Here is a 26,047-nt window from a genome sequence, read left to right as displayed (position 1 = left end):
GACCTCAGGGTACGCCGTGCCCCAGAACCGCCCGCTGAATGACCCCGGGACTTTTGCATGTTGAATGACCGCCAGTTGCGTCAACTGTTGGACAACCTTTCCGCCGCAGTACTGGTGCTGGATGAGCGCCTGGCGCTCTGCTACCTGAACTCCGCTGCCGAGGACCTGCTGGCCGCATCCAGTGCCAGGGTCAGCGGGCAGCCGCTGGAAGAGGTCGTGCGGGAATCTGACGCCGCGCAGCGCGCCATGCGCGGGGCGCTGGTGAGCGGGCAGAAGTACACCGTGCGACGTGCCACCTGGCACCTGCACAACCTGGAAACCTGTACCGTCGATTACTCGGTGAGCCCGGTGGCGGAGCTGGGCCTGTTGCTGGTGGAAGTGCAGACCATGGACCGGCTGCTGCGGATTGCGCGGGAAGACGCCCTGATCGATGCCCAGGAAACCACCCGCAACCTGGTCCGCGGCATGGCCCACGAGGTGAAGAACCCCCTGGGCGGAATCCGCGGCGCGGCACAGCTGTTGCAGCGGGAGCTGCCGGACCCGGAGCTGGCGGAATATACGCAGATCATCATCGACGAGGCCGACCGCCTGCGGAACCTGGTGGATCGCCTGCTGGGGCCACGCCAGCCCGCCAATATGCAGCCCACCAATGTGCATGAGGTGCTCGAGCGGGTGGCGCAGCTGATCGACGCCGAGTGCGATGGGGAGCTGAGCATACGCCGTGACTACGACCCGTCGATCCCCGACCTGCCGGGCGACAGGGAACAGCTGATCCAGGCATTGCTCAATATTGCCCGCAACGCCATGCAGGCTGTCGACGAGAGCATCGGTTTGCCGGCGGGACAGATCGTGCTGCGCACGCGCATCCAGCGCCAGTTCACCATCGGCAAGCACCACTGCCCGCTGGTGTGCAGGATCGAAATTGAGGACAACGGCCCGGGTATCCCGGAAGACATCCGCGAGCGGATTTTCTTCCCGATGATTTCCGGGCGCGCGGAGGGCTCCGGGCTGGGGCTCTCTATTTCGCAAAACATCATCAACCAGCATCGCGGACTGATTAAGTGCGACAGCCAGGCGGGACAGAGTGTGTTCCAGATTTACCTGCCGCTGGAAACCGAATAAACGATTAGACACTGGGAAAGACCATGAGCAACCGCGTTTGGATCATTGACGACGACCGATCGATACGCTGGGTACTGGAGCGGGCCCTGACCCGGGCCGGTATCGAGACCAAGTGCTACGAGAGTGGTGACCGGGCACTGGACGATTTCTACAGCGACTCCCCCGATGTGGTAATCAGCGATATTCGCATGCCCGGTGCCGATGGCTTCAAGTTGTTGCAACGCTTCCAGAGCGAACGCCCGGCCCTGCCAATCATCATCATGACGGCACACTCCGACCTGGACAGCGCCGTGGCCGCCTACCAGGGCGGTGCCTTCGAATACCTGCCCAAGCCGTTCGACGTCGACGAGGCGGTGGCTGTGACCCGCCGTGCCCTGGCCCATGCCAGCGAGCAGCAGGGCGGTGAGCAGGTCAGCCTGGAAAACAGCCAGGCCAGCAAGGAGATTATCGGCGAGGCGCCGGCGATGCAGGAGGTGTTCCGCGCTATCGGTCGCCTGTCCCATTCCAATATCACCGTATTGATCAATGGCGAGTCCGGTACCGGTAAGGAACTGGTGGCCCAGGCGCTGCATAACCACAGCCCCCGCCGCAGCCAGCCCTTTATCGCGTTGAACATGGCCGCGATTCCGAAGGACCTGATGGAATCCGAACTGTTTGGCCATGAAAAGGGTGCCTTCACCGGTGCCGCCGCGCAACGTACCGGCCGCTTCGAGCAGGCCAATGGCGGCACATTGTTCCTTGATGAAATCGGCGATATGCCGCCGGAAACCCAGACCCGCCTGCTGCGGGTGCTGGCCGATGGTGAGTTCTACCGCGTGGGTGGCCACACCCCGGTCAAGGTGGATGTGCGCATCATTGCTGCCACCCACCAGGACCTGGAGCGACTGGTGGAGGAGCATAAATTCCGTGAGGACCTTTTCCACCGCCTCAATGTAATCCGCATCCATATTCCGCGCCTGTCTGACCGTCGCGAGGATATCCCGCGGCTGGTGCAGCATTTCTTTACCAGCGCCGCCAAGGACCTGGGGGTGGAGCCGAAGATCCTGCTGAAGGAGACCGAGGAATACCTCACCGGCCTCGACTGGCCCGGCAACGTGCGCCAGCTGGAGAATACCTGTCGCTGGATTACCGTAATGGCCTCCGGCCGCGAGGTGCATATTGAGGACCTGCCGCAGGAGCTGCACCAGCAGACCGCCGGCACCCAGGCCCCGCAGGACTGGCAGAAGGCACTGCGCCTGTGGGCCGACCAGGCCCTGGCCAATGGCCGCCGCGAGATCCTCAGTGAGGCGGTGCCCCAGTTCGAGCGCGCGCTGATCGAGATCGCACTCAAGCACACCGCAGGGCGCAAGCGCGATGCCGCCGAACTGCTGGGCTGGGGCCGCAACACGCTGACCCGCAAGCTGAAAGAGCTGGGCATGAACGGCGACTCCGAGTAGAGCCGTGCCAGTGGATGGCGTCAGTCATTAACCCTGAGAGGCCGCTTTCCGGAGCGGCCTCTTTACTTTCAGGCTATGGCCGAATTGCAGTGGCAAAGACTGAATTGAAAACGAGAGAAATCTTTTGAATGTATGTCGACCTGCAAACGGATGATTTATCGGATGGCGCGGTTATCGAATTACTGCGTGCGCACCTGGAAGATATGCGCAAATACTCTCCGGAGGCCAGCATTCATGCCCTCGATACAGGCAAGCTGAAAGATCCGCGTATGACTTTCTGGGCCGCCCGTGTCGATGGCCAGCTGGCCGGCTGCGGGGCCCTTCGGGAAATCTCGCCGCGGCTGGGCGAGATCAAGTCAATGAAAACCGGGTCAGCTTTCCTGAGAATGGGGATAGCCGCCCGGGTGCTTGAGGCAATCATGCGCGAGGCGCGGCGGCGTGGTTATACCCGGATCAGCCTGGAGACCGGCACGCATAACGCGTTTGAGCCGGCGGTTGCACTGTATAGAAAATATGGTTTTATCGAATGCGGACCATTTGCCGACTATGCGCCTGATCCCTACAGTAGGTTCCTGACCAGAGCCATCCGGGAGAAAACCGGGATGGTGTGACCGCCCGGGAAACTGCCTGGAAGCCAATGGAACCACAACTCCTCTATCGATTCGCCGCAGATCTCGTGCTGTTCCTGCACGTGCTCTTCGTTGCCTTTGTGGTCAGCGGCCTGCTGTTGATCCTGGTCGGGAGGCTGCGAGGCTGGGCCTGGGTGCACAATCCCTGGTTCCGCCTGGCGCACCTGATGGCAATCGGGGTCGTGGTTTTACAGGCGTGGCTGGGGGTGATCTGCCCGCTCACCACCTGGGAAATGGCATTGCGGGCGCGGGCCGGGGAAGTGACCTATACCGGCTCCTTTATCGCCCACTGGCTGGAAAGCATCCTCTACTACCGTGCCCCGGCCTGGGTCTTTGCGCTCTGTTACACGGTGTTTGGGCTGCTGGTGGTGCTCAGCTGGTTCTGGGTGCGACCGCGGCCATTCCGCCGCCGGTAAGCCAGCTCCTGTCGCGCTGGTGGTGCCAGGATACCGTGGCAGGAATTCCGGGATTCCTGCCACAGACAGGCTCAGCCCTTACGGGCCACACCCAGCTCCCCCAGGGTCTGAGCCATGTCCTCGGCGCTGGTGGCGGGCTTGATATCCCGATCGATCTTGAGGACCTTGCCGTCCTTGCCGATGTAGACAGTCACCCGCTTGGCGATGTTCAACGCCGGCACCAGCACGTCATAGGCTTTTGCCACTTTCCCCTCGGGATCACTGAGCAGCGGGAAATCCGCTTTCTCTGCGGCGGCGAACTTCTTGTTGGTTTCCACCTCGTCAGTGCTCGCCATAAAGTAGGCCACGTCGTACTCACGGATCAGGTGGCCGTTTTCCGCCAGTGACTTGCACTCGATGGTGCAGCCCCTGGTGAACGCCTTTGGATACCAGGCGATGACCACCGCCCGCTTGCCGCGAAAGTCGTCCAGGGAGTAGGTCTTGCCGTCGGAAGCCTCCAGGGTGAAGTCCGGGGCCGGCTGGCCCACTTCCAGGGCAAGCGCCGGCAGGCTTACCAGCGTGGCCAGCAGCAGGGTCAGTGCATGTCTCATCGAATTCTCCGGGTAGGTATTTACTGGATCGGGTGATGGCTATGCTAACGCGCCGGGAGCGGTGCTGCCATTGGCCGGGCTGGCACAGGCCCGGGACTTGAATTACATTCATACGCAAAACCCGGCACCCGGATTGGTGCCGCCGGCTATTTTCCAGGGACTGGAGGCACGGTATGCGTGCATTGCATTTCTTTGGCCTGGCTATCCTGTTGATTTCGGTGGCCGCGCCGCCGCAGGCACTGGCCGTCCAGGGCCAGCACCTGTTTATTCTCTCCGGCCAATCCAACATGGCCTGGCTCGATGCGGATGCTTTCTTCACACCGCTGGTGGCTGCAGAGTTTGGCCGGGATCGCATCCTCGTGGTCAAGGATGCCCAGGGAGGCCAGCCGATCCAGCGCTGGCTGGTGGCCCCACAGGAGGGTATCGGGGATCCGGGCAAACAGGTGGGTGACCTGTACCAGAGGTTGTTGCGCAAGGTTGGGCGCGCCACGCACGGGAAACACCTTGCGTCGGTAACTTTTGTCTGGATGCAGGGTGAGAATGACGCCAGGTTTGGTCGCAGCGCCGCCTACGGCCCTGCCCTCGGCACGCTGGTGACACAACTGCAGCGGGACCTGGGACAGCCGCAGATCAATGTGGTGATCGGTCGCCTGAGCGATTACGGCCTGGCGCGTCGCAGCGCCGCCCACTGGCAGCGCATCCGCGAGATCCAGGTGCAGTTCGCTGAAAGCCGGCCCGGGGCGGCCTGGGTCGATACCGACGACCTGAACGATGGCTTGAACCGGGATGGCAGGCAGGTGGCCAATGACCTGCACTATTCCACCACCGGATACCGGGTCCTGGGTGAACGGTTTGCAAAGCGCGCGATCGAATTGATCCGTCGGGAGGGCGGGGGATTCCGGCCGGCTGCGCAGCCATAGTGCTTCCCACGGCAGCCGGTGCGCAGCTGGTCCAGAATAGTAAGAAGCTGCCGGAAGCCGTCATGACCTTCAATACTTTTTTTTCAAGTCTCCCGCTGTGGGGTGTCTGCGCCTTTGCCATCATGGTGGTGCTGGTGTCACTCGCCGCCGGCATGTTGCTGGGGCGTATACTCGCACGCGGCAACAAGGAGGTCAGCGAGGGCTCCATCGGCAGTATCGTCGCGGCCACCCTGGGCCTGCTGGCGTTTATGCTGGCGTTTACTTTCAATATGACAGCCGAACGCTTCGGTGCGCGCAAGGCCCTGTTGCTCGAAGAAATCAACGCCATCTCCACCGCTTACCTGCGGGCGGATTTTCTCGATGAGAAGGGCACGGCACGGGCACGGGAATTACTGGCCGAGTATGCGCAGGTCCGGGCGTTCGACCCGTATACCCTTGACGAGCGGGAATATCTGCGGGCACTGGCCCGTAGCGAGCAGATCCAGGCGTCCCTGTGGGCCCTGGTGGCGGAGCACGAATCCCGTGGTTATGGCGCGGGCGAGCTGAGGGCCTTTTACCAGCCCCTGAATGAGGTATTCGACTACCATACCCGGCGGGTCCTGGTGGGTGGGCGCTACCAGATACCCGCTCCTATCTGGATGGCACTCTACGCAATCACTGCGCTGTCGATGTTCGGGATCGGCTTCCAGCTGGGCACCAGCCGGGGGGCTTCGCCACTGGTGGCCCTGGCGCTGGCACTGGCGTTTTCACTGGTAATCCTGCTGATCGAGGACCTGGACCGTAGTTACGAGGGCCTACTGGTGGTGGACCAGGGGCCAATGGCAGAACTGAGCCAGCAGTTACAGGCGGCCGAGCGCAGGCGGCTGGGCGCCGGCCCGGATTAGCGCGGCTATCATCGACTGGCGAGCGGATTCCGGCTGGGCCAGACTTGTCCTAAATTGCCCCGGTCCCCCATGTACGCCGAAGACCTGTTCCATACCATGCCTCTGGCCGCCGTCTATGTCTTAACGGTGCTGTTTGTACTTGCCGCGCTGGGGGCGGGCCTGGTCGTGGGGCGCTGGTCGGTACATCGCTACGGGGAACAGAAAGAATCCTCGATGCGCAATGCCATCACGGCCACCCTGGGGCTGCTGGCTTTCCTGCTGGCGTTTACTTTCAACATGACTGCCGACCGCTTCAACCAGCGCAAGGCCCTGCTCGTGGAGGAAGTGAACGCGATCCATACGGCATACCTGCACGCGGACTTCCTTGTGCCGGATGCCGCGGCCCGCGCCAGGTCGCTACTGGCGGCCTACACGGACCTGCGTGATTTTGATCCGTTGAAGGAAAAAATCACTGCCGATGACCTGCTCCAGAGTGAGCGCCTGCACCAGCAGCTGTGGGAACTGGTCGATGAGCACGTGGCCGAAAAATACGATGCCGGCTACCTGCGCCAGTTCGTGGAGCCGGTCAGTGACGTAATCAATAAACATTATTCGCGGGTGGTGGTGGGGCTGGAGTTCCGTATTCCCACGCCCATCTGGCTGGCACTGTACTTCATGACGGCACTGGCAATGCTCGCCATCGGCTACCAGTTCGGTATCAGCCGCGGGGGGTCGGTGCATGTGGCGGTGACCCTGGCGATCACCTTCTCCACCGCGATCCTGCTGATCGCCGACCTGGACCGCGCCACTGAGGGCACGCTGGTCATCGAGCAGCGGCCGATGGCAGAACTGAATGAGCACCTGAAGCGGGCGGAGAAGGCCCGTCGCGACGACACTGTGCCCGATGTGCACTGACTATTTTTGTGTCGTCGCAACTCCAGTACGGAAATTCACAGGGACTTCATCTCGGCGGAGTTGATGAACTCGCGCATGAAAATTTCCCAGAATGCCATAAAAAGTGCAGCCAGCAACGGACCTATGGCAAAGCCACTGATGCCGAACATCATCAGCCCGCCGATGGTGGAAAACAGCACGATATAGTCTGGAAGCTTGGTATCGCGCCCCACCAGGATCGGGCGCAGCAGGTTGTCCACCAGGCTGATTACCGCCACACCGAAGATCAGCAACACCGTGCCCTTGACCACATCGCCGATGGCATAGAGGTAGATCGAGGCGGGCAGCCAGATCAGTGCAGCGCCGATGGCGGGCAGCAGTGACAACAGCGTCATCACCACGCCCCACAGCAGTGGAGCCGGCAGCCCCAGGGCCCAGAAAATCAATCCGCCCAGGGTGCCCTGGGTAACCGCCACCACCAGGTTGCCCTTGACGGTGGCCCGGGTGACCTCGGCGAATTTGGCCAGCAGCAGGTGCTCGCGCTCATCGCCCAGTGGCAGGGCACGGATCAGCAGCCCCACCAGGGATTCGCCGTCGCGAATCAGGAAGAAGGTCAGGTAGAGCATCAGGCCCAGCATCACGAAGAAATTCACCGTATTCTGGCCGAGCGCCAGGGCATTCTTGGCGATCAGGCTGCCGGCGCTCATGAAGCCGCTCAGCAGGCGCTCGCGCAGCTGGTCCAGGTCGATACCGATGCGTTGCATCAGGGCCTCGAAGCCGGGGAAGGCGCTGCGCACCCGATCCACCTGGCCGGCCACGTCGATCTCGCCGCTCTGGACTTTCTGGTAGACGCTGGCCGCCTCATTGACGAACGAGCTGGCCACCACCAGCACCGGTATCACGACCAGCACCATACACAGCAGCAGCGTCAGCAGTGCCATCAGGTTGGGCCAGTTCGGGTAGCGACGGGACAGGGTGCGATGCACGGGAAAGAAAATCACGGCGATGGCACAGGCCCAGAAAATGGGCGTGAAGAAGGGCCTGAGCAGAAAGGTAAATGCCACTGTCACCAGCAGCAGCGCAGCGATGAATGAGCGCCGTTCCAGCTTTTCCTGAACCAAGGGAGCCCCCGCGGTTATTGTTGTCGATGCGCGCTATGCTACCACTGCCGCTCGCCTCCAGGGCAACCGGGCGTCGCAATTACCAGCGCCGGTAACCGCAGGTGTCCACATGGAAGCGCACACCGCTGTATATCCCCAGCCCCATATTCCACTTCTTGCCCACTTTGCGGTGGATATCCCGCAGGATGGGAATCAACTCCTCGCGGGTGTAATCGCGCTCCGGCACCACGTCGATGCCACAGAAATGCATATGCTTGCTGCGCTTGGAGCCGCCGGCCTTGGCGTTATAGGCCGGGGTGCGCCAGCCGGACAGGACGGTTACCGGGCCGATACGGGGAATAATTTCGTCCTGCAGGACGCGCAGCGTATCCACCATGGTCTCCCAGTTCTGCTCCGGTGGAATGGCGAACGGTGGCTCATCGATTTTCTGCCAGTCACTGCCCTGGCGCAGCAGCTGGTATGAGGGGAGCACGCCATCGACCTTGTTGAGGAAGAGGAAATGCTGCAGGCGGGTGTAGAGTTCTCGCCGGTCGCTGTCGCCGAGGAAACGCTCGAAGGCGCGCGCCGAGGCGGCCGCGTAGCCCTTGATGTCATATACCTCGGGGATCTCGGCGGTTTCCGGGATACGCTCTACCGGGGCATACTCCCGCGGGGTAACGGCGCGCTCCGCCAGTTCGCGGACCTTGTCCACGGTGAGGATCACCAGCAGCAGGATGCCCGCCAGCACCGCGGCGGTGATCCACAGTACCCGCTTGCGCTCGATATGTATGTCGATCCACTCGTGATCGGGGCTCTCCTTGATATCCATTGCTCAACCGCTCCTGGAAAAACTGCCTACCAGCTGCGGTAACCGCAGGTGTCGATATGGAAACGCACGTTGCTGTAGATACCCAGCCCCATCCGGCTGGGCTCGCCCAGCCGCGCGTGCAGCATCTTCAGCTCCTCCACCAGTTCCTTGTGGCTGATATTGGACAGTGGCACCAGGTCCAGGCCACAGAATTCCCGGTGCTTGCTGCCACCGGCACCGCCACCCTTGCGGTTGTAACTGTCGGTGCGGTACGCGGAGAGGATTTCCACCGGCCCGATTGCCGGGACCAGTTCGTCCCGCACCAGTGCCAGGGTGTTCACCATATTCTCCCACTGCCGGCGCGGGGGGATGGCGAAGGGCGGCTCATTGATGTCCAGCCAGTCGGAACCCTGGCGAAAGAGCACGCCGGCCTCGACCACGTCACCGGCGCCCTCGGCCCGGAGGTAGCCTTCCAGGGCCTTCATGCGCGTGCGGTTGTCCCCCTGGCGCAGGAATGCCCTCAGTGCATGGTCGGCGGGCACGCGATAGCCCTGCACATCGCGATAGGGTTTTTCCAGCGCCTTGAAATAGAGGTAGAGCCACAGGCCACCGACGATTCCCAGCAAAATCAGCACGATGGCGGCGATCACCAGGCGATTGGTGCGCTGGCCCGGTGGTCGGGTCCGATAGCTGGAAAACGGCTGGCCTGCTGGCATGGGCTTACCTGTGCCTGTGGTCGTCGTCGCGATGGATCTGGCGCCTTCGGCGGCGCGTCATTTATTCAATATAGTCGCTATCTGCCCAATCCTCCGGCGTGACCGTGCCGGCCCCAATAAAAACGCCCCCGGGGAATGCTCCGCGGGGGCGTTTTGAATCCGCGGCGACCCGGGTGGGGCGCCGGCGGTCAGGCTCAGGCCCGGGGGCCGGCGCCCTTGACGGTTGCGCTCACTTCGAACTTCTCGATGTTCTCGGCGAACAGCTTGGCCAGTTTGGCGGCCTGCTCGTCATAGGCGCCCTGGTCGGTCCAGGCCTCGCGCGGGTTCAGGTAGGCCTTGTCCACGCCCGGTACGTCCAGCGGGATATCCAGGTTCAGGGCTTCCAGGTGCTGGGTGTCGGCGCCTTCCAGCGCGCCGCTCTGGATCGCGGCGATCACTGCGCGGGTCACCGGGATCGGGAAGCGCTTGCCTTTGTCACCGGAGCCGCCGGTCCAGCCGGTGTTTACCAGGTAGACATTGGAGCCGAAGTCCTCGATACGCTTCATCAGCAGGTCGGCGTACTCGCGCGGTGCGCGCGGCATAAAGGGCGCGCCGAAGCAGGTGGAGAAGGTCGGGTGGATACCCGCTTCCGCGCCCAGTTCGGTGGAGCCCACGCGGGCCGTGTAGCCGGACAGGAAGTGATAGGCGGCCGCTTCCTTGGACAGGATGGATACCGGGGGCAATACGCCGGAAACGTCGCAGGTCAGGAAAATCACATTCTTGGGCTCGCCGGCCTGGTTGCCCGGCTGGCGCATCACCACGTGCTCCAGGGGATAGGAGCAGCGGCCGTTCTCGGTCAGGCTGGTGTCGTGGTAGTCGGGGGTGCCGGCGTCGTCGGTCACCACGTTTTCCACGATGGCTCCGAAGCGGATGGCATCCCAGATCACCGGCTCGTTTTCACGGCTCAGGTTGATGGTCTTGGCGTAGCAGCCGCCCTCGATATTGAACACGCCGCCCTTGGCCCAGCCGTGCTCGTCGTCACCGATCAGGTAGCGTTCCGGGTCGGCGGACAGGGTGGTCTTGCCGGTGCCGGACAGGCCGAAGAACAGGCATACATCGCCGTCCTTGCCGACGTTGGCGGCGCAGTGCATGGGCATGACGTCTTTTTCCGGCAGCAGGAAGTTCTGCACGGAGAACATGGCTTTCTTCATCTCGCCGGCGTAGCGCATGCCAGCCAGCAGTACCTTGCGCTGGGCAAAGTTGATGATCACGCAGCCCTCGGAATTGGTGCCGTCGCGCTCGGGTTCACAGACGAAGTTGGGGGCGTGCAGGATGCGCCACTCTTCCTTGCCCTTGGGATTGTATTTGTCCGGGCGGATGAACATGTTGCGGGCAAACAGCGAATGCCAGGCGGTCTGGGCGGTGACGACGACCGGCAGGTAGTAGTCCTCGTGCTGGCCCACGTGCAGCTGCTGGACAAAGGTGTCGGAGCCGGAAACAAACTCTTCCACCTTGCTCCACAGCGCGTCGAACTTGTCCTGCGGGAAGGCGCGGTTCACGTTGCCCCAGGCGATGCTGTCGCTGGTGGAAGGCTCTTCCACCACGAAGCGGTCGGCCGGGGAGCGGCCGGTGCGCGCACCGGTTTCGGTTACCAGCGCGCCGGTGTCGGACAGCTTGCCCTCGCCACGCAGCAGCGCCTGTTCAACCAGTTGCGCCGCAGACAGGTTCTTCATCACCTGCGCCGTATCATCGGTCTGTGCCATTCGTCGATTACCCGTGAAAGTTGTATGGAGTAAAACATAGTACGACCGCGCCACAGGGAGCGCGGCCGGTAATATTCGGGTGGCGAATTATGGCAAAGTTCAATTTGGCGGGATAGCAAAAAAGGCTATTTTTTACCCAATGACAGCGTTGTCTGGCAAAATTTTGTGCTGTTTTATCCGCCTGTATGATGTCGATAAATGCGCCTATCGATCACGTGAATAAAGGTCGATGGTTTGCACCGTTTTGGGCCCGGTTTCCGTTGTGTCTCCCCGTGGCCGGCGGGAGCACCCGCGGCCTCAGTGCAGCGTATGCGGGGGCGCGTTGAACAGGCTCTCGATATCGTCGCCATCGAATCGGTAGCGGGCGTTGCAGAACTGGCAATCGGCGATGATCTCCCCACCCTGCTCCTCCAGCAGCTGGTAAACCTCCTCGGGGCCCATGGCCACCAGGGCCCGGGCACTGCGCTCGCGCGAACAGCTGCAGCGGAAGCGGATGTTGGCGGTGCCCAGGGCGGCGGGCGTGAGCTGGTGGAACAGCCTGGTGAGCAGCTGTTCGTGGGGAAGGGAGTGGAGCTCGTCGGCGGTCACGGTTTCCGCCAGGTGCTGGGCGGTTTCCCAGGCATCCTCGTTCTCGGCCGCGCTGGCGGCGTTATTGCCCGGCAGTACCTGCAGCATGATGCCGCCGACAGTGTCCGGGCTGGACTCGATCCAGAAGCGGGTGGCCAGCTGCTCGGACTGGGTGAAGTAATCCTCCAGGCACTCCGCCAGGGTATCTTTTTCCAGCGGGACTATGCCCTGGTAGCGCTCGCCCTGCTCGGGTTCCACGGTAATGGCCAGGGCGGCGCGCTTGCCCACCAGCTGGCGCAGGCTGGCGCCCTCTTCGATCTGTGCCCCGTCGGCGAGCTTGGCGATGCCGCGCAGGTCGCTGTGGTGGGTGCACTCTGCCAGCAGCAGCGGCACGTCACCATCGCCACGGGCCTGCAGGCTCAGCAGGCCCTCGAATTTGAGGGTTGTGGACAGCAGGCAGGCCGCGGCAAGGAACTCCCCCAGCACCAGCGCCACCGGGGCCGGCAGTTGGTTATTTTCCAGAACCTCGCGATAGGCGCCAGTCAGGGTGACGACCTGGCCGCGGATATCGTGGTGGGAGAAAATGAAGCGTTCCAGCTGGTCGGACATGAATCGAAGGCCTCGGGCAGTCTCGGGGATTTAAGGCGCGGGATTTTAGTGCCCCGTTACCATAAATGGTAGTTGCCGGACGCGCCATGGACGGCGCGAGGCCCGGCCGGGTGGTGTTGCTACTGACCGCACAGCCGTGTGATTTCCCGCTCCAGTTCCTTCGCCCGCCGCTGGCGCTCGCGTTCACTCATGCGGATTTCCTCGCCATTGCCGTCCACCAGGGCCACCGGTCCCTGCAGGATGCGCAGGCGATTGCGGGCCAGGGCGCAGGCCCGGCGGCTTTCCTGCTGCTGCTTGAGGCGCTGGCGCCGCTGGTTTTCCTGGTAGTCGCGCTGCAGGCTGGCGTCGCCGCTACTGTTGCGGGAGCGGGCGCTGGTGGCATCGGCACTGTTGACCGGTGCCAGCTTCCCCGACAGGTCCTCCGCCCGGGCCTCCCCGGGCGGGCGGTCGCCAAAATGAACATTGCCCTGTTCGTCCACCCAGCGGTAGAGCTTGTCCGCGCTGGCAGCGGACGCCAGTAGGAGGGCGGCCAGCGCTGTTGCCAGCCGGCCGGGAGGTGCTGTGGTCACGGTGTTTCCCTGGGCTTGTCCTCGTTGTCTGCCAGTGTACTGAAAAGGCCCGGGGAGTGGCGATGGGGGATATGGTAGGTCTGCAGGATCAGTGGTTCCTGTTCGCGGGCGGCTGCCGCATCCAGCACCATGCGGTAGCCGGATTCATCGCGCAATTCGACGAACTGCTGCTCGTTGCCCTCCATGAACTGGGCGAACTCATCGAAATCCGCTACGCGATGGCCATTCACTGAATCGATAATCCAGTTCTTCCAGTCGTGGTAGCCCAGGTTGACCCCGGCGGGCAGTACCTTCAGCGCCACCACCAGTTCGCGTCGCCCCTGTTCGCTCCACTGGTTGCGGGCATAGAGGTATTCGATGGGTGCCTTGGAGTGCCAGTTATTGCCCCAGCGCTTGATCAGGTTCATGTTCAGCGGCACGAACACCACGCCGCCATAGATGTAGTAGCGCGGGCGCTGGTCAAACTTCTCGCTCAGGACCAGGGAACGCGACGGCGACGGGGCGGCCAGCTCGATTTCGGCTTCCATGACCTCGCCTGCGCGGGCGAACTTGACCGGCAGGCGGTCACCCACGTGGTAGAGATCGGCGGCGTAGTGGTAGTTGGTGCGCTGGTTTTCGCGCCATTCCACGGTTCGATCGGCGGCCACCTCGTAGCCGTCCACCTCCAGCAGTACGTCCCCGGTCTGCAGTACATCCGCCGCGGGGGAGTCGCTGAATACCTTCACCACCAGGGCGCCCTCCTGGCCGTCGGCCAGGCCCGCGGCCTGTTTCATGGCCGGGCTTTCCATGCTCTGGGTGACCGCGCCCAGCTCGGGGAAGCCCTGGTGCACGCCGTCTTCGGCATCCTCGAGGACATGTTCGATCACGCTCGGTGGTACGAAGTAACCCAGGTTTTCAGCGCCCTTGCTGTGGTTGGTCTGCATGGCGACACCGACAATGCGCCCGCCGGAAATCACCGGGCCGCCGCTGTTACCCGGATTGATGGCTGCATCGATCTGGCCCGCCATCAGGTAGCTGCCGGCGTGGGCGTAAAACTGGTGTTCGATCCGGGACAGGACGCCGCGGGTTATGGAAAGGGATTTACCACCGATCGGGTAGCCGTACACCGACACTTCCTCCTGCAGGTCCGGCAGCTCGCCCAGGTCGAGCGGCCGCGTGGTGTCGAAGAAGCTCTCGTCCTCGACCCGCAGCAGGGCCAGGTCCGCGTCGTGGGAAACGAACTCCACGTGGGCGCGGAACTTCTGCGCGTCGCCGTGGCGCTGCACCTGGATAAAGCTGCCATTGGCAACCACATGGGCATTGGTGAGGATGCGCTCGTCGTCGATCACCGCGCCGGAACCGGACAATTGCTTGGGATTGAGCAGCGACCAGGGATTGAAGTAGTCCGGTGCCGCGGCGGTGGTGTAGATCTTGATGATCGACCGCTTGAGTTGCTCGTGCTCACGGTTATCGGCGAGCGCCGGCTGGCAGAGCAGCAGGAGGATGGCGGCGAGTGAAAGGATTCTTGTCAGCATGGATCTGTGTCCCGTCGGTGTGGGGGCCGGTTGTGGGGCCAGTTTAGCAGTAGTTGCCCGGGCGCCCGGCCCGGCCCGGTGTCGGCCAGCAGGCCGGAATTATTGGACAGCGGTGTCCGGCATTGGTCGCCACCTGTGGGGGCAATGGCGTTTTGTTCGTTGCCCGGGGTCAGTCCTGCTCGCGCAGGAAGCGGTGAATCTGGCGGCGCTGCTTCTTGTTCGGGCGCTCGCTGCGAATACCGGTATTGGCGACCTTGCGCTCCGCTGCCTCGCGTTCCCGCCTGGCCTGGCTGGCCTCGGTCTCGCGGTAGAGCTCGCGGGCGACCTCCGCGCCGCGCCGCTGGTCCGACAGCGCCAGCACCTCCACTTCCAGCTGGTCCCAGCCCTGGCGCAGGGTCAGGGTGGCGCCGGTGGTGATCTCCTTGCTGGCCTTGATGCGCTGGCCGTCCACCTGCACCTTGCCGCCCTCGATCATCTGCTTGGCGAGGCTGCGGGTCTTGTAGAAGCGCGCGGCCCAGAGCCACTTGTCGATACGTACTTTATCCATGGGGGGATTACAGCGGGACAATCTCGTCAAAATGGTGAATGGCGGGGAAATCGGTGATATCCCGGAGCGGGCCGCGGCTGTCCGGCTGGCGGATGCACAGCAGGTGGCCAATACCGAAATCCCGGGCGGCGGTGAGCACCTGCTCGTTATCGTCGACGAACAGGGTGCGATCGGGATCGAACTCGATATGCTTCGACAGGGCCTCCCAGAAAAAGGGGCTCTCCTTGGCGTGCTTCAGCTCGTGCGAGGTAATGATGCCGTCCATCCAGCGATCGATACCGGTGATCTCCAGCTTGCGCACCAGGCCGTCCGGGTGGGCGTTGGTGACCAGCAGGACATGCTTTTCCATGCGTCGCAACGCATCCAGGAAGGCAGGCGTGTGCGGGCGCAGGGCGACGCGGTCCTCGATTTCCCGGAGCACCGCGGGGATATCCATATTCAGTTCCCGCGACCAGAAGTTCAGGCAGTACCACTCCAGGGTGCCGCGACGGGCGTCAATCTGGCCGACCAGCCGCTGTTCGGCCTGCTGCAGGGTCAATCCGTGGGTCTGCGCATAGCGCTGGGGCAGGTGGGTCAACCAGAAGTGGTTGTCGTAGTGCAGGTCGAGCAGGGTGCCGTCCATGTCCAGCATCACCGTGTCGACGTCGTGCCAGTCCAGCATGCGGTCGGTAAACCTCTCTGATCGAAGGCATGGTCCCCCTATTATGCCCGATTATTGCCGCGCCCGCCCGGGCTGGCGCGCCGGATACCCACCAGCAGGGACAGCTGGGCAGCGTAATAGGTGACCATAATCAGTGTGCCGGCCATGGGGATGGTGACCACGAAGCGGTTGAGGCCGATCAGGGCGTCGGATGCCATGAACGTCACCGCGCCACAGAACAGCAGCGCCGAGTTGCCGCGATGGGCCGCGGCGGCCAGGGCCATGGCGAGGATCGCCAGCAGGTAGGCAGTGACCGGACCGGCCAGGGACCCTGCGGCCGGGAGCAGCAGCCGGGCCAGCAGGAAGGCGGCAGCCAGCACCGGCAGGCCGCGCAACAGGAAGCGCCAGGAACGGAAATCGGCGTGGCGCAGGAACAGGCAGGCATAGGTCAGCTGGGCCAGCAGGAAGGCGCCCAGGCCGAAGACAAACTGCTGCGGGAAGTCGAGCGCCAGCAGGATGTCCCCCAGGGCGGAAAAGCCCAGCGCGGTGGCCGCCAGGACCCGGGTGGCGCCGTGCAGCCAGCGGCTCGAAAGCCACAGCAGCAACAGGATGGGGGCGGCCTTCACCAGCGGCAGCAGCAGCCCGCTGCCGGCACCCTGCCAGCCGGAGGCGTCCACTAGCATGTAGGCGGCGGCGCCAACCAGGAACGCGGCGATGGGAATGCCGCCGTCGGCGACAGGGCGGTGGTGCCCGGATCTGGCACTGGAGTCAGCTGTAGCGGTGGTGGCGGTCATGGCATTGTCCCGGCTTTTCGTGTTTTCTTGTTTACCGTGGGGCGTATGATGACGCCGACCGCCGCTATCCGGCAAGGTCACGCCCGGCGGGACATCAATCAACAGGCAAATCCAGGAAGGGAGAGCGTAATCGATGAAGGCTGAGAATATTCTCGAGACAATCGGCGATACCCCGCATGTGCGGCTCAACCGGTTATTCCGCGACGATATCGAAGTGTGGATGAAAGTGGAGCGCTTCAATCCCGGCAGCAGCATCAAGGACCGCATCGCCCTGGCGATGATCGAGGATGCCGAGCGCAGCGGTGCGCTGAAGCCCGGTGGCGTGATCATCGAGCCCACCTCCGGCAATACCGGGATCGGCCTCGCCATGGTGGCGGCCGTGCGCGGCTACCGGTTGATCCTCACGATGCCGGAGTCGATGTCGCTGGAACGCCGTCGCATCATGAAGGCCATGGGCGCAGAACTGGTGCTGACGCCGAAAGAGACCGGCATGCCCGGTGCCATCGCGAAGGCCGAGGAGCTGCTGGAGCAGCATGCCAACAGCTGGATGCCGCAGCAGTTCCGCAATCCCGCCAATGTGCAGGTGCACCGCGACACCAGTGCCAGGGAGATCCTCGCCGATTTCCCCGAGGGGCTCGATTACATGATCACCGGGGTGGGCACCGGCGGGCATATCACCGGCTGTTCCGAGGTGCTCAAGGAGCATTTCCCGAAGATGCAGACCTTCGCCGTGGAGCCGGAGAAGTCACCGGTAATCAGCGGCGGCGAAAAGGGCCCCCACCGCCTGCAGGGTATTGGTGCGGGATTCGTGCCGGAAATCCTCAACCGGGAAACCCTCGACGGTACCATCCAGGTTTCCGAGGAGGACAGCTTTGAGATGGCGCGCCAGTGCGCAGCACGGGAAGGCATTTTCGTCGGCATCTCCTCCGGTGCAACCCTGGCCGCAGTGAAGCAGCGGCAGGCGGAGTTCGCCCCCGGCAGCCGGGTGCTGGTGTTCAGTTATGACACCGGCGAGCGCTATCTTTCCATTGATGACCTGTTCCCCGCCTGACGGCGGCCGCGCCAGCGATCCCCGGGTTATCAGCGCTGGCGGCAACCGCGTATAATGCCGCCATCGCTAACAAGGGGGACCTATGGGTACAGAGCTGGACAAGAAACAACTGCTCGAGCAGGTGATTGGAATCTGCGAGCGCGCGGGCGAGGCCATCCTCGAGGTATATAACAGCAGCGCCGAGCTGGAGATTGACACCAAGGCGGATGATTCCCCCGTCACCGCCGCGGACCTGGCCGCTCACAAGGTCCTCGAGCCGGCACTGGCCGGACTGGTGGAAGGCGTACCGGTACTGTCCGAGGAGCAGGAAATGCCCTCCTTCGACGAGCGCCGCAGCTGGCAGCGTTACTGGATCGTCGACCCGCTGGACGGCACCAAGGAATTTATCCGCCGCAACGGCGAATTCACCGTCAATGTGGCCCTGATCGAGGACGGCGAGCCGGTGCTGGGGGTGGTTTACGTGCCGGTACTGAACATCACCTACGCCGGTTGCAGGGACGCCGGAGGCAAAGGCGTCGCCTTCAAGCGCACTGCCGACGGCGAGCAGCCGATCCGTGTGCGTTCCGTGCGCGAGCGCCTGGATGCGGGCCAGCCGGTGGAGCTGGTGGCCAGCCGCAGTCACGGCGCCGGTGCTGTGGACAAGTTGCTGGAGCGGATCGAGGGCGAGCTGGGCAAGACCGGTCTCAAGAACATGGGCAGTTCCCTGAAACTGTGCCTGGTGGCCGAGGGCGCCGCCGACCTCTACCCGCGCCTGGCACCCACCTGTGAGTGGGATACCGCCGCGGCCCAGGCAGTGGTGGAGGCTGCCGGGGGCACGGTGGTGGATGACCGGTTCGAATTGTTGCGCTACAACCGCAAGGACTCCCTCCTCAACCCGTTTTTTTACGTAATCGGCGATGACAGTTTCGACTGGCGCCGCCTGCTCTCTGACTGAGTGACCCTGGACTAAGCTTTACGGTGCTGTGCCATCCGCCGGTACAGCACCGTAAAAGCACCTGCGGGCTGTCCGCTGCCCGCACAGGAATTGTGTCCGGAGTCATGTCCAGTCAAAACAGCCACTATTTCAACCTCCCCGAACCCGAGATCCGCCGCCTGCGCCAGCAGTTGGAAGAGGAAATCGCCTGGCTGGACCGCCAGATGGAAGCGGCCCGGGGGGATGGCGAGGAGCTGGACCTCACCCTGGTGCAGACTTACAAGGAAATGATTTTTTCCCGCCGCGCCCTGCTCGGCCGTATCCCCCGCTGACGGCCCCTCCTGTTCCCCCGCCGCGGCCTGCCGGCCGGTTTGACTGTGGCGCCAAAGCAGCACAAAAGTTTCAATCGGGTCTACGCTTGGTGAGTTAAAGCCATAAAGAGTCAGCCCGATGCGCTATCCGGTAGTGATCCACAATATCGAGTATGCCGGCTTCGGTGCCATTGCGCCGGACCTGCCCCACTGCCACTGCCACGCGGAAACACTCGACGACATCCTGCAGAAAATGGCCGAAACCATCCTGCAGCGAGTCGAGGAACTGGGTGCCGCGGGTAGCGCCCCGCCACCGCCCAGCGAGCTGGAAAAGCTGCGCGGCAACCCGGCTTTCAGTGGCGGCATCTGGGCCATCATCGATGTGGCACACGAGCAGTCATCACCGAAGACACAGCCCTGAACCAGTTACCGGAGCATGTGATTACCCACGTGATTAGCAAGGAAGCTTGTCAGTACCAAGGAAGGATGTAATGAGAAAGGTTGTTTTCGCGATTGCGTTGCTGTTTTCCACGGCCAGCCTGGCAGTGGAGTGGAATAACCCGATCGCCGGTATCTGTGCCGGTGAATACCAGGTAGTGGGCACAGTCGGTCTTGGCGCGGGCGAGCTGCAGGTGAACAAGGACCAGGATGGTTTCGGCTATGCCAGCATCGGCATTACCCCCACGGTGGGGGTGTGGCAGACAGAGCTGCGCTATTCCAATTTTGACGATGGCGGTGTCTCCGCCGATACCTACGGCCTGAATTTCAAGGTCGACTTCAGTTTTGACTGTGATGTGCAGTGCCTGTACTGGATGGCCGGCTGGACATACGGTGAATTCGACGTCGACACCATCGACAGCCGCGGGCTTACCATCCTGGTGGAAGAAGACGGTAGTGACGACTACTGGCATACCGGTGTGGGTTATCGCTACCGCTGGACGCGGGATTTCGATACCTCGGTGGAGTACATGTACAACGACGTTGGCACGGTGGCGGGGTTTGACCTGGGCCACCTGCGTTCACTGACCCTCAACTTCAGCTATCGGTTTTTCGGGCCGCAGTAAGCAGCCCGCCCGCACGGATAAGTTGCGGCGTTTTCCCGCGCCGCAGCCGGTCACTCGCCCGCTCTGCCGGCAATCATCAGGGACCCGGCCGGGCCCGCTCAGATCCCGTTCCCCCGACGGCAGTGGTGTCGCGCCTCACAACTTGCCGCTACGCTTGAGTCGCCAGTAATTTTCCACCAGTGACAGGTGCATATTTTCGGGGCGCGCGTCGGCAACGATAATATTGCGTGCCCGCAGGTGTTGCAGCAGCCCCTGGCGGCGGCGGGCCAGGTCTGTCGCCGACAGGTATTCGAGTGCGGCCGGGAACTGTGCAGCCGGGGTCTCCCGGAGGTCATCCAGGGCCTCCTCGCGCAGGCTCGCCACCATCACCAGGTGCCGGCGCGCAAGCAGTTCCACGGCGTCCAGCAGCTCATCGCTGTCCTCATCGCGCAGGTTCGTGACCAGTATTACCAGCGAGCGCTTCTGGTGGTTTTCCATCAGGTCGCGGGCGGCGGTGGTGTAATCGCTGTGCGCCGTACTGGAGTGAAGGTCGTAAACATGGTTTAGCAGCACGTTGATGCTGTCTTCGCCGCGAATCGGGGATAGCTGCACCGTGGGGCCCGCGCCGGTGGCGAAGGTCTGCAGGCCCACCGCGTCCCCCTGGCGGATGGCTACATACGCCGACAGCAGCAGCGCATTCAGTGCGTGGTCGAAGTGACTGTAGCGACCGTCCCGGGCGCGCATCCGTCGACCGCAATCAAGCAGGTAGATGATGTCCTGGTCGCGTTCATCCTGGTACTCGCGGCTGATCAGTTTGCTCAGCCGGGCACTGGCCCGCCAGTCCACCTGGCGCTGGCTGTCTCCGCGGCGATATTCACGTAACTGGTGGAAATCCATGCCCTCGCCACGGCGCTGCTGCTGGTTCAATCCCAGCAGGCGCAGGCTCTGTTCGGCGGACAGGGCCTGCAGTGAAGATACGCCAAGGAAATTCGGGTAGACGCGGATCCCATCTGGCCCCGCCAGGCGCACCTTTCTCTGCCAGAGTCCCCGGGGAGAACTTACCAGTGCTTCAACCTGCCCGAACCGGGCGAGGCCACGATTCTCCGGTGTCACTGCGTATTCCAGGGTGGAAACCTGGCCCGGCTGCAGCTCGACCGTGCGGGGCAAATCGGCGACGGCCAGCTGCGGCGGCACCTGGTCGCATACCTCCAGCCGCAGGCGGTGGCTGCCCTCGTTGCGTAGCTCCAGGTTAACGACGCTGCGCACGCCCAGTGCCAGGTTGGAGGCCAGCTGGCGGTCTGCTGACAGGCCATTGAGGCGGAAAACAGCCAGGCCATCCAGCGCCATCGTTGCCAGCAGCAAGGCTCCCGCGCCCCACCACATCAGTGACAGTGCGGGCAGTGCATGCGGGAACCAGATTCGCGCGACGGTGACTGCCAGTGCCGCTGCACACCAGGCCGCAGCCAGCCGGACCAGGGTGCCGTCCGGCCGTATGGGCGGGAGCTTCACAGGCGGGGAGCCTCCACCGTTTCAATAATCCGGGCCAGTACCGCGTCCGGGTCCTGGCCGTCGATCTCCATATCCGGTGAAAGCCCGACGCGGTGGCGCATCACCGGAATGGCCATGGACTTCACATCATCAGGCAGTACAAAAGTGCGTCCAGCCAGCAGCGCCCGGGCCCTGGCTGCCTGCAGCAGCCCGATGCTGGCACGGGGGCCGGCGCCCCGGCGCAGCTGTGCATTCTCCCGGGTGGCGCGCACGAGGCGGACGGCGTAGTCCACAACTTTCTGGTCCATCTCAAGCTGGGGCACCAGGGCCTGTAGCGCCTGCAGCCCGGCAAGGTCCATCAACGGCTGCTGGTTGTCCAGCAGGTCCCGCTCGATCTGCCCGCTACTGGCGGCGGCGGCCAGCTGTACCTCGGCTTCCAGGGAGGGAAAATCGATCAGCACCTTCAGCAGGAAGCGATCCAGCTCTGCCTCCGGCAGGGGATAGGTGCCCTCCTGCTCGATGGGATTCTGTGTGGCGAGCACCATGAACGGGCGCGGCACCGGCAGCGCCTCGCCATCAATGGTGACCTGGCACTCCTGCATCACCTCCAGTAGCGCCGCCTGTGTCTTGGCCGGTGCCCGGTTGATTTCATCGGCAAGCAGCAGGTTGGTAAACACGGGCCCGCGGCGCACCTCGAAGCGGCTTTCTCCCATATGGAAAATTGAATGCCCGGTAACATCCGCCGGCATCAGGTCCGGGGTGAACTGGATGCGGCGGAAGTCGCCGTCAAAACATTTTGCCAGGGCCCGCACCAGCAGGGTCTTGCCGAGGCCGGGAACCCCTTCCAGTAACAGGTGGCCGGAAGCCAGCAGTCCCACCAGCACCTGGTCGACCACCGCCCGCTGCCCCACCAGGACCCGGTTGACGGTGTCGCGCAGGGCACTGGCGCGTTCAATGGCAAGGTCCCAGTCCCGGCTGGTGACGCCGGGCTGGCTGGTGGCTGCCGGCCTGGTGGGGACGGTGGATTCACTCATAGGGTTGCCTCAATTATTTGCAGACTGCGGATATGCCGGGTAAAGGTTTCCTCGTCGCGGGGCGGCTCGCCCCACAGGCAGAGGGCGACAGCGGACGGTGCCAGCCCGGTGGCCTCGGCCAGTCGCGCGGACATGCTGCGCCGCAGTGCGGGGCTGTCCGGCGCTGCGCACAGCTGTCGTAAAATGCGCGCGCGATAGTCGCGCAGCAATTGGCCGCACTGGTCCTCGTACCAGTAGTAGTAACCACTGGCGGCGATGTGCTCGCGCAGCGAGCGACGAGCCGTATCGGGTATTGGTTGGCGCAGGCCGAAGCGGCTGGCACGGTGCAATAGCCAGAGTATCAGTGCCAGGGCTCCGGCGAGGAAAAACTCGGAAAGGTAGCGGGCGACCAGGGAGCCGGGGGAATCGAAGCGGGGGCGCGACATCAGCACGAACTCACTGTCGCCGGCGAGCTGGTATAGAAGCCAGGCGTGGTCAAACTGGCCGATACGCTGGGAGAGCCACAGCGTGTCGTCGGCGAGCAAAGTAATCCGGCCCTCACCACGGGAGAACTGTATCAACGGGACGCCCTCGGGCTGGCTCTCCAGGGTCGCCCGGAATAGCGGCCCGCCGGGTGCCAGCCCCTGGTCCTGGACATCCGCGTGTTGCAGCATCAGCGCCGGATTAAAAAACACACGGAAGTCGCCATCACCCATATCCAGGGTGCTTACATATTTGGGATCGATCTCGGGCTGGCAAGGGTCTCCCTCGATCTCCAGCAATTGCGCCAGCGCGCGATTCAGCTCGCACTTGTCCCCACCCCCGGGACGGGAGTAGAGCGGCAGCAGGTACTCCTGGATAGCATCCAGCTCTCCCTCCACAATGGTGACCCCCAGGGATTCCAGCAGCGGGTCGCCGGCATCGAGCTCGCTCTGCCGTGCCACCACAATCGCATGGCCGCCACGCCTGACCCACTGCATGAACATGCGCAGTTGGTTTTCGTTGTAGAGATAACTGGAGCTGCCCAGGAAAAGCGTGTCACCCGGTCGCAATCCGCCGATGGCATCAATGTTATCTTCCCTCCGGAACGTCAGCCCGGTGCTTTCCAGGAAACGCTGCGCGGCCAGGAATGGATGGCGATGGGCTTCCTGGCTCCAGCCTATATCGCGCTCCTCGGTGTAGCGCTCGAAAAAAATAACAAAGAGGGTGACCGCGGCAGCCAGTGCCAGTGCAAAACCGCCGTAGAGGAAGTGACTAGACTTCATTGTCGAATATCTCCCGCCAGCGCAAGCAGTGCTGCTGCACGCGCTGCTCATCAGGCAGGCGGTGTGCGTAGGCGAGCAATTGCCAGTCGTTTGTCAGCTGCCACATGAACTCCACCAGCGGGCTGCCGGCTTCGCCGCGGCCGACCGTCTGTTCCACCACGGTTGCGCATTCGTGCTCTGTGTACTGGTCGCCGAACGCCAATCCGTAGCGGTTGATGAGGTGCGAAAGTGTGGCTCGATACAGCAGTCCCAGGGCAGCCCGGGCATTGCCCTTCTGCCATTGCTCCATTACCACGCCGCAGATATCGTCCGGCAGGTTCTCGCGGGAGACATCCAGGCCGAACAGCACCTCCGGGGTATCTGCCGCCGGTTTTGGTGGCTGTTTGCGGAAGCTGAACTGCAGCCGGTGGCGATGGCGCCACAGCAGGTGAATGGAGAGTATGGCGAGCGCCAGCCACAACATCACCTCCACCAGGGTGGCAACAAGTGGGCCCCAGGAGTACTCCTTTTCTTCCTCCTCCATGCGCAGCAGGTCTGCCAGCCAGAAAATAAATTCCACCAGCCAGCCCGGCAATTGTTCATGCTGGGTTTCGCGGTCCTTCAGCCGCCAGCCACTCACTTCCTCCACCTGGTGAAAGTCACGCTGTTGCAGGACTTCTTCGATCCGTTCTGCGGCTTCCTCACGGGATTCAATGGATTCTGCCTGGGAAGGCTCCGGATACATTGTGGCCCCGGTCGCGAGGCACAGGGCGAGCAGGGCGGCACTGACACTCCGGGCCCGGGGTTGGCGCTGCTCGGCGCTTTGCCAACGCTCACGTAACTTGCGGAACTGGATTTCGATATCCCATCCCTCCAGCTCGATGCGCCGGCCAATATAGAGGCAGAAACCGGCGCTCACGTAAAAGGGGGCGATGGCGGCCATTGCCAGCAGGTACAGGCCGTTCCCCACCCACTGGGCAGCCAGCTCGTGCCCGTCAATGATTCCCGTCCAGTCCAGTTGCAGCTGTTGCGGCACCAAAAGGTAGAGGACAGCAATCGCGGCTAAAAACAGGATCATTTCCAGATGGACGGCGACCAGGGTGAGCCAGGTGGCCGTGCCGGCGTACTTGCGATGCAGCACGCGGATGCGCTTGCCGCGCCGGGCACCGGTGAGTCGTTCCAGCAGTGTTACCGGCAGGTCGAACGAGCGCGTGGGGCTCAGGCGGCGCCAGGTCAACCAGGGCAGCCAGTCGAGCCGGTTGAGGGACAGGACCTGGCCCAGCGCGTGGCGGGCAGTGACCGGCTCGGAGAACAGGGCCCTGCTGGCAATAAAGAGTGGCAACCGGTCGAAAGCCGGCTTCAGCCACCAGGCTATCAGCAGGCCCCAGCCCGGGGATTCGGGGATAAATACCAGGGCAAAGGTAAATGCTGCAGCTGCGGGCAGCAGCCAGGCCAGGAACATCGCGAACCAGTGGCGTCGTGCCAGCAGAATACCGAGGTCGGTGGACTCCCACGGGTTGCGCATGCGCGCCCGGATTGCCAGGCGATCAAGTTGCACGATGCTGCCCCCCGCGACCGGCAAAAGCCAGGTATGCCAGCACCAGGATCCAGAGTGCCGCACCAGTTGCCAGTTTCAGGCCCACCGGCAGCGACTGGCTGGATGACCAGAAGGCCTCCAGGAAAGCGGCAAGCACCAGCATCAGGAAGGTGCCGTACATGATTTGCATCGCCCTCGAAGCCGCCTTGCGCAGTGCCACCAGGCGTGGGTAGCCGCCCGGGTCGATCAGTGACTGTCCCAGGCACAGCCCGGCCGCACCTGCCAGGGCAATCGCGGTCAGCTCGAAAGCCCCGTGACCGATGACAAACGGATAGAAAGTGCCACCGAAGCCGAGGCGAGTGAGGTGGCCGGCAGTTGCGCCGATATAGACACCATTGAAGACCAGGATAAACACAGCGCCCACGCCGAAGATGATGCCAGCTGCAAAGGTGCGGAACGCAATGCCGATATTATTTTTGATATAGAAACCGAACATGTACAGGTCGGAATCTGATCCACGCTCCCTGCCTGTAACCCGGTTGGCGGGATCGTACATGGACTCGAACAGGCTCACCTGTTCGGGTTCCATCAGGGTATAAACCAGTGAATCGTTGAGGTAACAGCCGATGCCCAGTACAAGTGCGGGCAACAGGAACAGCGCCGTGGACAGGTACACCGCCCGCGCCTGGCTTCGTACCGCACGGGGGAAACCACCCAGCAGGTAGTCCACCCAGGCGCTGCGGCGAAGGGGGCGGCGACGGTAGATGCGTTGGTGGGCGGCCATCACCAGCCGGTTCAGTCGCTCCTGCAGGTCACTGGTGTAGTGGCGCTCGGAGGCCATGGCAAATTGCTGGCAGAGCTGGCGATAGCGGCCCGGCAGGTCCGCGACAGTCCCCCCATCAGTGCGCAGTGCCGCCTCCAGTTCCCGCCACCCGGATTCGTGGCGTTTTTCGAACTCCCTCTGCCTCATT

At 63.2% G+C, this 26,047-nt stretch carries 28 protein-coding genes; 12 read left to right on the top strand and 16 right to left on the bottom strand.

Annotated elements, in window-relative coordinates:
* Window positions 1-57 precede the first annotated feature (57 nt).
* From glnL to LVE68_RS09795, 4 genes are all read left to right on the top strand, one after another.
* Window positions 58-1,122: a nitrogen regulation protein NR(II) gene (gene glnL / locus LVE68_RS09810; RefSeq protein WP_232940085.1), complete on the top strand. Its 1,065-nt coding sequence runs from the start codon at window positions 58-60 to the stop codon at window positions 1,120-1,122.
* Window positions 1,123-1,145: 23 nt separating this feature from the next.
* Window positions 1,146-2,558 (top strand): nitrogen regulation protein NR(I), encoded by a 1,413-nt coding sequence (gene glnG / locus LVE68_RS09805; protein ID WP_232940083.1) that lies wholly within the window; start codon window positions 1,146-1,148, stop codon window positions 2,556-2,558.
* Between the two features lie 128 nt (window positions 2,559-2,686).
* Window positions 2,687-3,169, top strand: coding sequence for a GNAT family N-acetyltransferase (locus tag LVE68_RS09800; protein ID WP_232940081.1), 483 nt, complete (start codon window positions 2,687-2,689; stop codon window positions 3,167-3,169).
* A 26-nt stretch (window positions 3,170-3,195) separates the two neighbouring features.
* Window positions 3,196-3,603, top strand: coding sequence for a DUF2784 domain-containing protein (locus LVE68_RS09795; RefSeq protein WP_232940079.1), 408 nt, complete (start codon window positions 3,196-3,198; stop codon window positions 3,601-3,603).
* Window positions 3,604-3,674: 71 nt separating this feature from the next.
* On the opposite strand, the gene LVE68_RS09790 is transcribed toward LVE68_RS09795, so the two are convergent.
* Window positions 3,675-4,193, bottom strand: coding sequence for a peroxiredoxin (locus tag LVE68_RS09790; RefSeq protein ID WP_232940077.1), 519 nt, complete (start codon window positions 4,191-4,193; stop codon window positions 3,675-3,677).
* A gap of 173 nt (window positions 4,194-4,366) precedes the next feature.
* Between LVE68_RS09790 and LVE68_RS09785 the strand changes: the two genes are divergently transcribed.
* The 3 genes from LVE68_RS09785 to LVE68_RS09775 all read left to right on the top strand — a co-directional run bounded on the left by LVE68_RS09785 (window position 4,367) and on the right by LVE68_RS09775 (window position 6,891).
* Window positions 4,367-5,113 (top strand): sialate O-acetylesterase, encoded by a 747-nt coding sequence (locus LVE68_RS09785; RefSeq protein WP_232940075.1) that lies wholly within the window; start codon window positions 4,367-4,369, stop codon window positions 5,111-5,113.
* A gap of 62 nt (window positions 5,114-5,175) precedes the next feature.
* Complete coding sequence (locus LVE68_RS09780; RefSeq protein ID WP_232940074.1) at window positions 5,176-5,997, top strand: bestrophin-like domain; 822 nt, start codon at window positions 5,176-5,178, stop codon at window positions 5,995-5,997.
* A 69-nt stretch (window positions 5,998-6,066) separates the two neighbouring features.
* Complete coding sequence (locus LVE68_RS09775) at window positions 6,067-6,891, top strand: bestrophin-like domain (RefSeq protein WP_232940073.1); 825 nt, start codon at window positions 6,067-6,069, stop codon at window positions 6,889-6,891.
* Window positions 6,892-6,926: 35 nt separating this feature from the next.
* On the opposite strand, the gene LVE68_RS09770 is transcribed toward LVE68_RS09775, so the two are convergent.
* The 10 genes from LVE68_RS09770 to LVE68_RS09725 all read right to left on the bottom strand — a co-directional run bounded on the left by LVE68_RS09770 (window position 6,927) and on the right by LVE68_RS09725 (window position 16,476).
* A complete protein-coding gene (locus LVE68_RS09770; protein WP_232940072.1) occupies window positions 6,927-7,991 on the bottom strand; it encodes an AI-2E family transporter in 1,065 nt (354 codons plus the stop codon).
* 79 nt (window positions 7,992-8,070) lie between these two features.
* Window positions 8,071-8,799, bottom strand: coding sequence for a D-Ala-D-Ala carboxypeptidase family metallohydrolase (locus tag LVE68_RS09765; protein ID WP_232940071.1), 729 nt, complete (start codon window positions 8,797-8,799; stop codon window positions 8,071-8,073).
* A 26-nt stretch (window positions 8,800-8,825) separates the two neighbouring features.
* On the bottom strand, window positions 8,826-9,494 hold the full coding sequence (locus LVE68_RS09760; RefSeq protein ID WP_232940070.1) for a D-Ala-D-Ala carboxypeptidase family metallohydrolase: 669 nt from the start codon (window positions 9,492-9,494) through the stop codon (window positions 8,826-8,828).
* Between the two features lie 194 nt (window positions 9,495-9,688).
* Window positions 9,689-11,236 carry a phosphoenolpyruvate carboxykinase gene (locus tag LVE68_RS09755; RefSeq protein ID WP_232940069.1) on the bottom strand — a complete coding sequence of 516 codons (1,548 nt, stop codon included), beginning with the start codon at window positions 11,234-11,236 and terminating at the stop codon, window positions 9,689-9,691.
* 297 nt (window positions 11,237-11,533) lie between these two features.
* A complete protein-coding gene (gene hslO, locus LVE68_RS09750) occupies window positions 11,534-12,412 on the bottom strand; it encodes an Hsp33 family molecular chaperone HslO (protein ID WP_232940068.1) in 879 nt (292 codons plus the stop codon).
* Window positions 12,413-12,531: 119 nt separating this feature from the next.
* The gene (locus tag LVE68_RS09745) at window positions 12,532-12,981 is read right to left on the bottom strand and encodes a DUF4124 domain-containing protein (protein ID WP_232940067.1); all 450 of its coding nucleotides are present in this window, start codon (window positions 12,979-12,981) and stop codon (window positions 12,532-12,534) included.
* A complete protein-coding gene (locus tag LVE68_RS09740) occupies window positions 12,978-14,495 on the bottom strand; it encodes a S1C family serine protease (RefSeq protein WP_232940065.1) in 1,518 nt (505 codons plus the stop codon). The genes LVE68_RS09745 and LVE68_RS09740 overlap by 4 nt, the downstream gene beginning before the upstream one ends.
* A 169-nt stretch (window positions 14,496-14,664) precedes the next feature.
* Window positions 14,665-15,042 (bottom strand): RNA-binding S4 domain-containing protein, encoded by a 378-nt coding sequence (locus tag LVE68_RS09735; protein ID WP_232940064.1) that lies wholly within the window; start codon window positions 15,040-15,042, stop codon window positions 14,665-14,667.
* Between the two features lie 7 nt (window positions 15,043-15,049).
* Window positions 15,050-15,703: a GMP/IMP nucleotidase gene (yrfG, locus tag LVE68_RS09730; protein WP_232940062.1), complete on the bottom strand. Its 654-nt coding sequence runs from the start codon at window positions 15,701-15,703 to the stop codon at window positions 15,050-15,052.
* Between the two features lie 41 nt (window positions 15,704-15,744).
* Complete coding sequence (locus LVE68_RS09725) at window positions 15,745-16,476, bottom strand: lysoplasmalogenase (RefSeq protein ID WP_232940060.1); 732 nt, start codon at window positions 16,474-16,476, stop codon at window positions 15,745-15,747.
* A gap of 133 nt (window positions 16,477-16,609) precedes the next feature.
* On the opposite strand from LVE68_RS09725, the gene cysK reads away from it, so the two are divergent.
* The 5 genes from cysK to LVE68_RS09700 all read left to right on the top strand — a co-directional run bounded on the left by cysK (window position 16,610) and on the right by LVE68_RS09700 (window position 19,815).
* Entirely contained in the window at window positions 16,610-17,527 is a 918-nt protein-coding gene (gene cysK, locus LVE68_RS09720; RefSeq protein WP_232940058.1) for a cysteine synthase A, read from the top strand.
* A gap of 82 nt (window positions 17,528-17,609) precedes the next feature.
* Window positions 17,610-18,461, top strand: a complete 852-nt coding sequence (gene cysQ / locus LVE68_RS09715; protein WP_369413272.1) for a 3'(2'),5'-bisphosphate nucleotidase CysQ — start codon at window positions 17,610-17,612, stop codon at window positions 18,459-18,461.
* Window positions 18,462-18,565: 104 nt separating this feature from the next.
* Window positions 18,566-18,772, top strand: coding sequence for a hypothetical protein (locus LVE68_RS09710; protein ID WP_232940056.1), 207 nt, complete (start codon window positions 18,566-18,568; stop codon window positions 18,770-18,772).
* Window positions 18,773-18,890: 118 nt separating this feature from the next.
* Complete coding sequence (locus LVE68_RS09705) at window positions 18,891-19,172, top strand: type II toxin-antitoxin system HicB family antitoxin (RefSeq protein WP_232940055.1); 282 nt, start codon at window positions 18,891-18,893, stop codon at window positions 19,170-19,172.
* A gap of 70 nt (window positions 19,173-19,242) precedes the next feature.
* Window positions 19,243-19,815 carry an outer membrane beta-barrel protein gene (locus LVE68_RS09700; protein ID WP_232940054.1) on the top strand — a complete coding sequence of 191 codons (573 nt, stop codon included), beginning with the start codon at window positions 19,243-19,245 and terminating at the stop codon, window positions 19,813-19,815.
* A gap of 135 nt (window positions 19,816-19,950) precedes the next feature.
* Here the strand turns inward: LVE68_RS09700 and LVE68_RS09695 are convergent, their stop codons facing one another.
* Genes LVE68_RS09695 through LVE68_RS09675 form a run of 5 tightly spaced genes read right to left on the bottom strand, consistent with a single transcriptional unit; the run spans window position 19,951 to window position 26,046 of the window.
* Window positions 19,951-21,303 carry a DUF58 domain-containing protein gene (locus LVE68_RS09695; protein ID WP_232940053.1) on the bottom strand — a complete coding sequence of 451 codons (1,353 nt, stop codon included), beginning with the start codon at window positions 21,301-21,303 and terminating at the stop codon, window positions 19,951-19,953.
* Window positions 21,300-22,316, bottom strand: a complete 1,017-nt coding sequence (locus tag LVE68_RS09690; protein ID WP_232940052.1) for an AAA family ATPase — start codon at window positions 22,314-22,316, stop codon at window positions 21,300-21,302. Before LVE68_RS09690 ends, LVE68_RS09695 begins: the two co-directional genes overlap by 4 nt.
* The gene (locus LVE68_RS09685; RefSeq protein ID WP_232940051.1) at window positions 22,313-23,560 is read right to left on the bottom strand and encodes a DUF4350 domain-containing protein; all 1,248 of its coding nucleotides are present in this window, start codon (window positions 23,558-23,560) and stop codon (window positions 22,313-22,315) included. The genes LVE68_RS09690 and LVE68_RS09685 overlap by 4 nt, the downstream gene beginning before the upstream one ends.
* Window positions 23,550-25,097 carry a hypothetical protein gene (locus LVE68_RS09680; RefSeq protein ID WP_232940050.1) on the bottom strand — a complete coding sequence of 516 codons (1,548 nt, stop codon included), beginning with the start codon at window positions 25,095-25,097 and terminating at the stop codon, window positions 23,550-23,552. The genes LVE68_RS09685 and LVE68_RS09680 overlap by 11 nt, the downstream gene beginning before the upstream one ends.
* Window positions 25,087-26,046 carry a stage II sporulation protein M gene (locus LVE68_RS09675; protein ID WP_232940049.1) on the bottom strand — a complete coding sequence of 320 codons (960 nt, stop codon included), beginning with the start codon at window positions 26,044-26,046 and terminating at the stop codon, window positions 25,087-25,089. Before LVE68_RS09675 ends, LVE68_RS09680 begins: the two co-directional genes overlap by 11 nt.
* Between the last annotated feature and the right edge of the window lies 1 nt (window position 26,047).

The organism is Microbulbifer sp. YPW16, assembly GCF_021290385.1.
In the GTDB taxonomy this organism is placed as follows: Bacteria; Pseudomonadota; Gammaproteobacteria; order Pseudomonadales; family Cellvibrionaceae; genus Microbulbifer; species Microbulbifer zhoushanensis.
The sequence above is the reverse complement of the archived record's forward strand: the minus strand, read 5'-3'. Positions and strand labels throughout refer to the sequence as shown.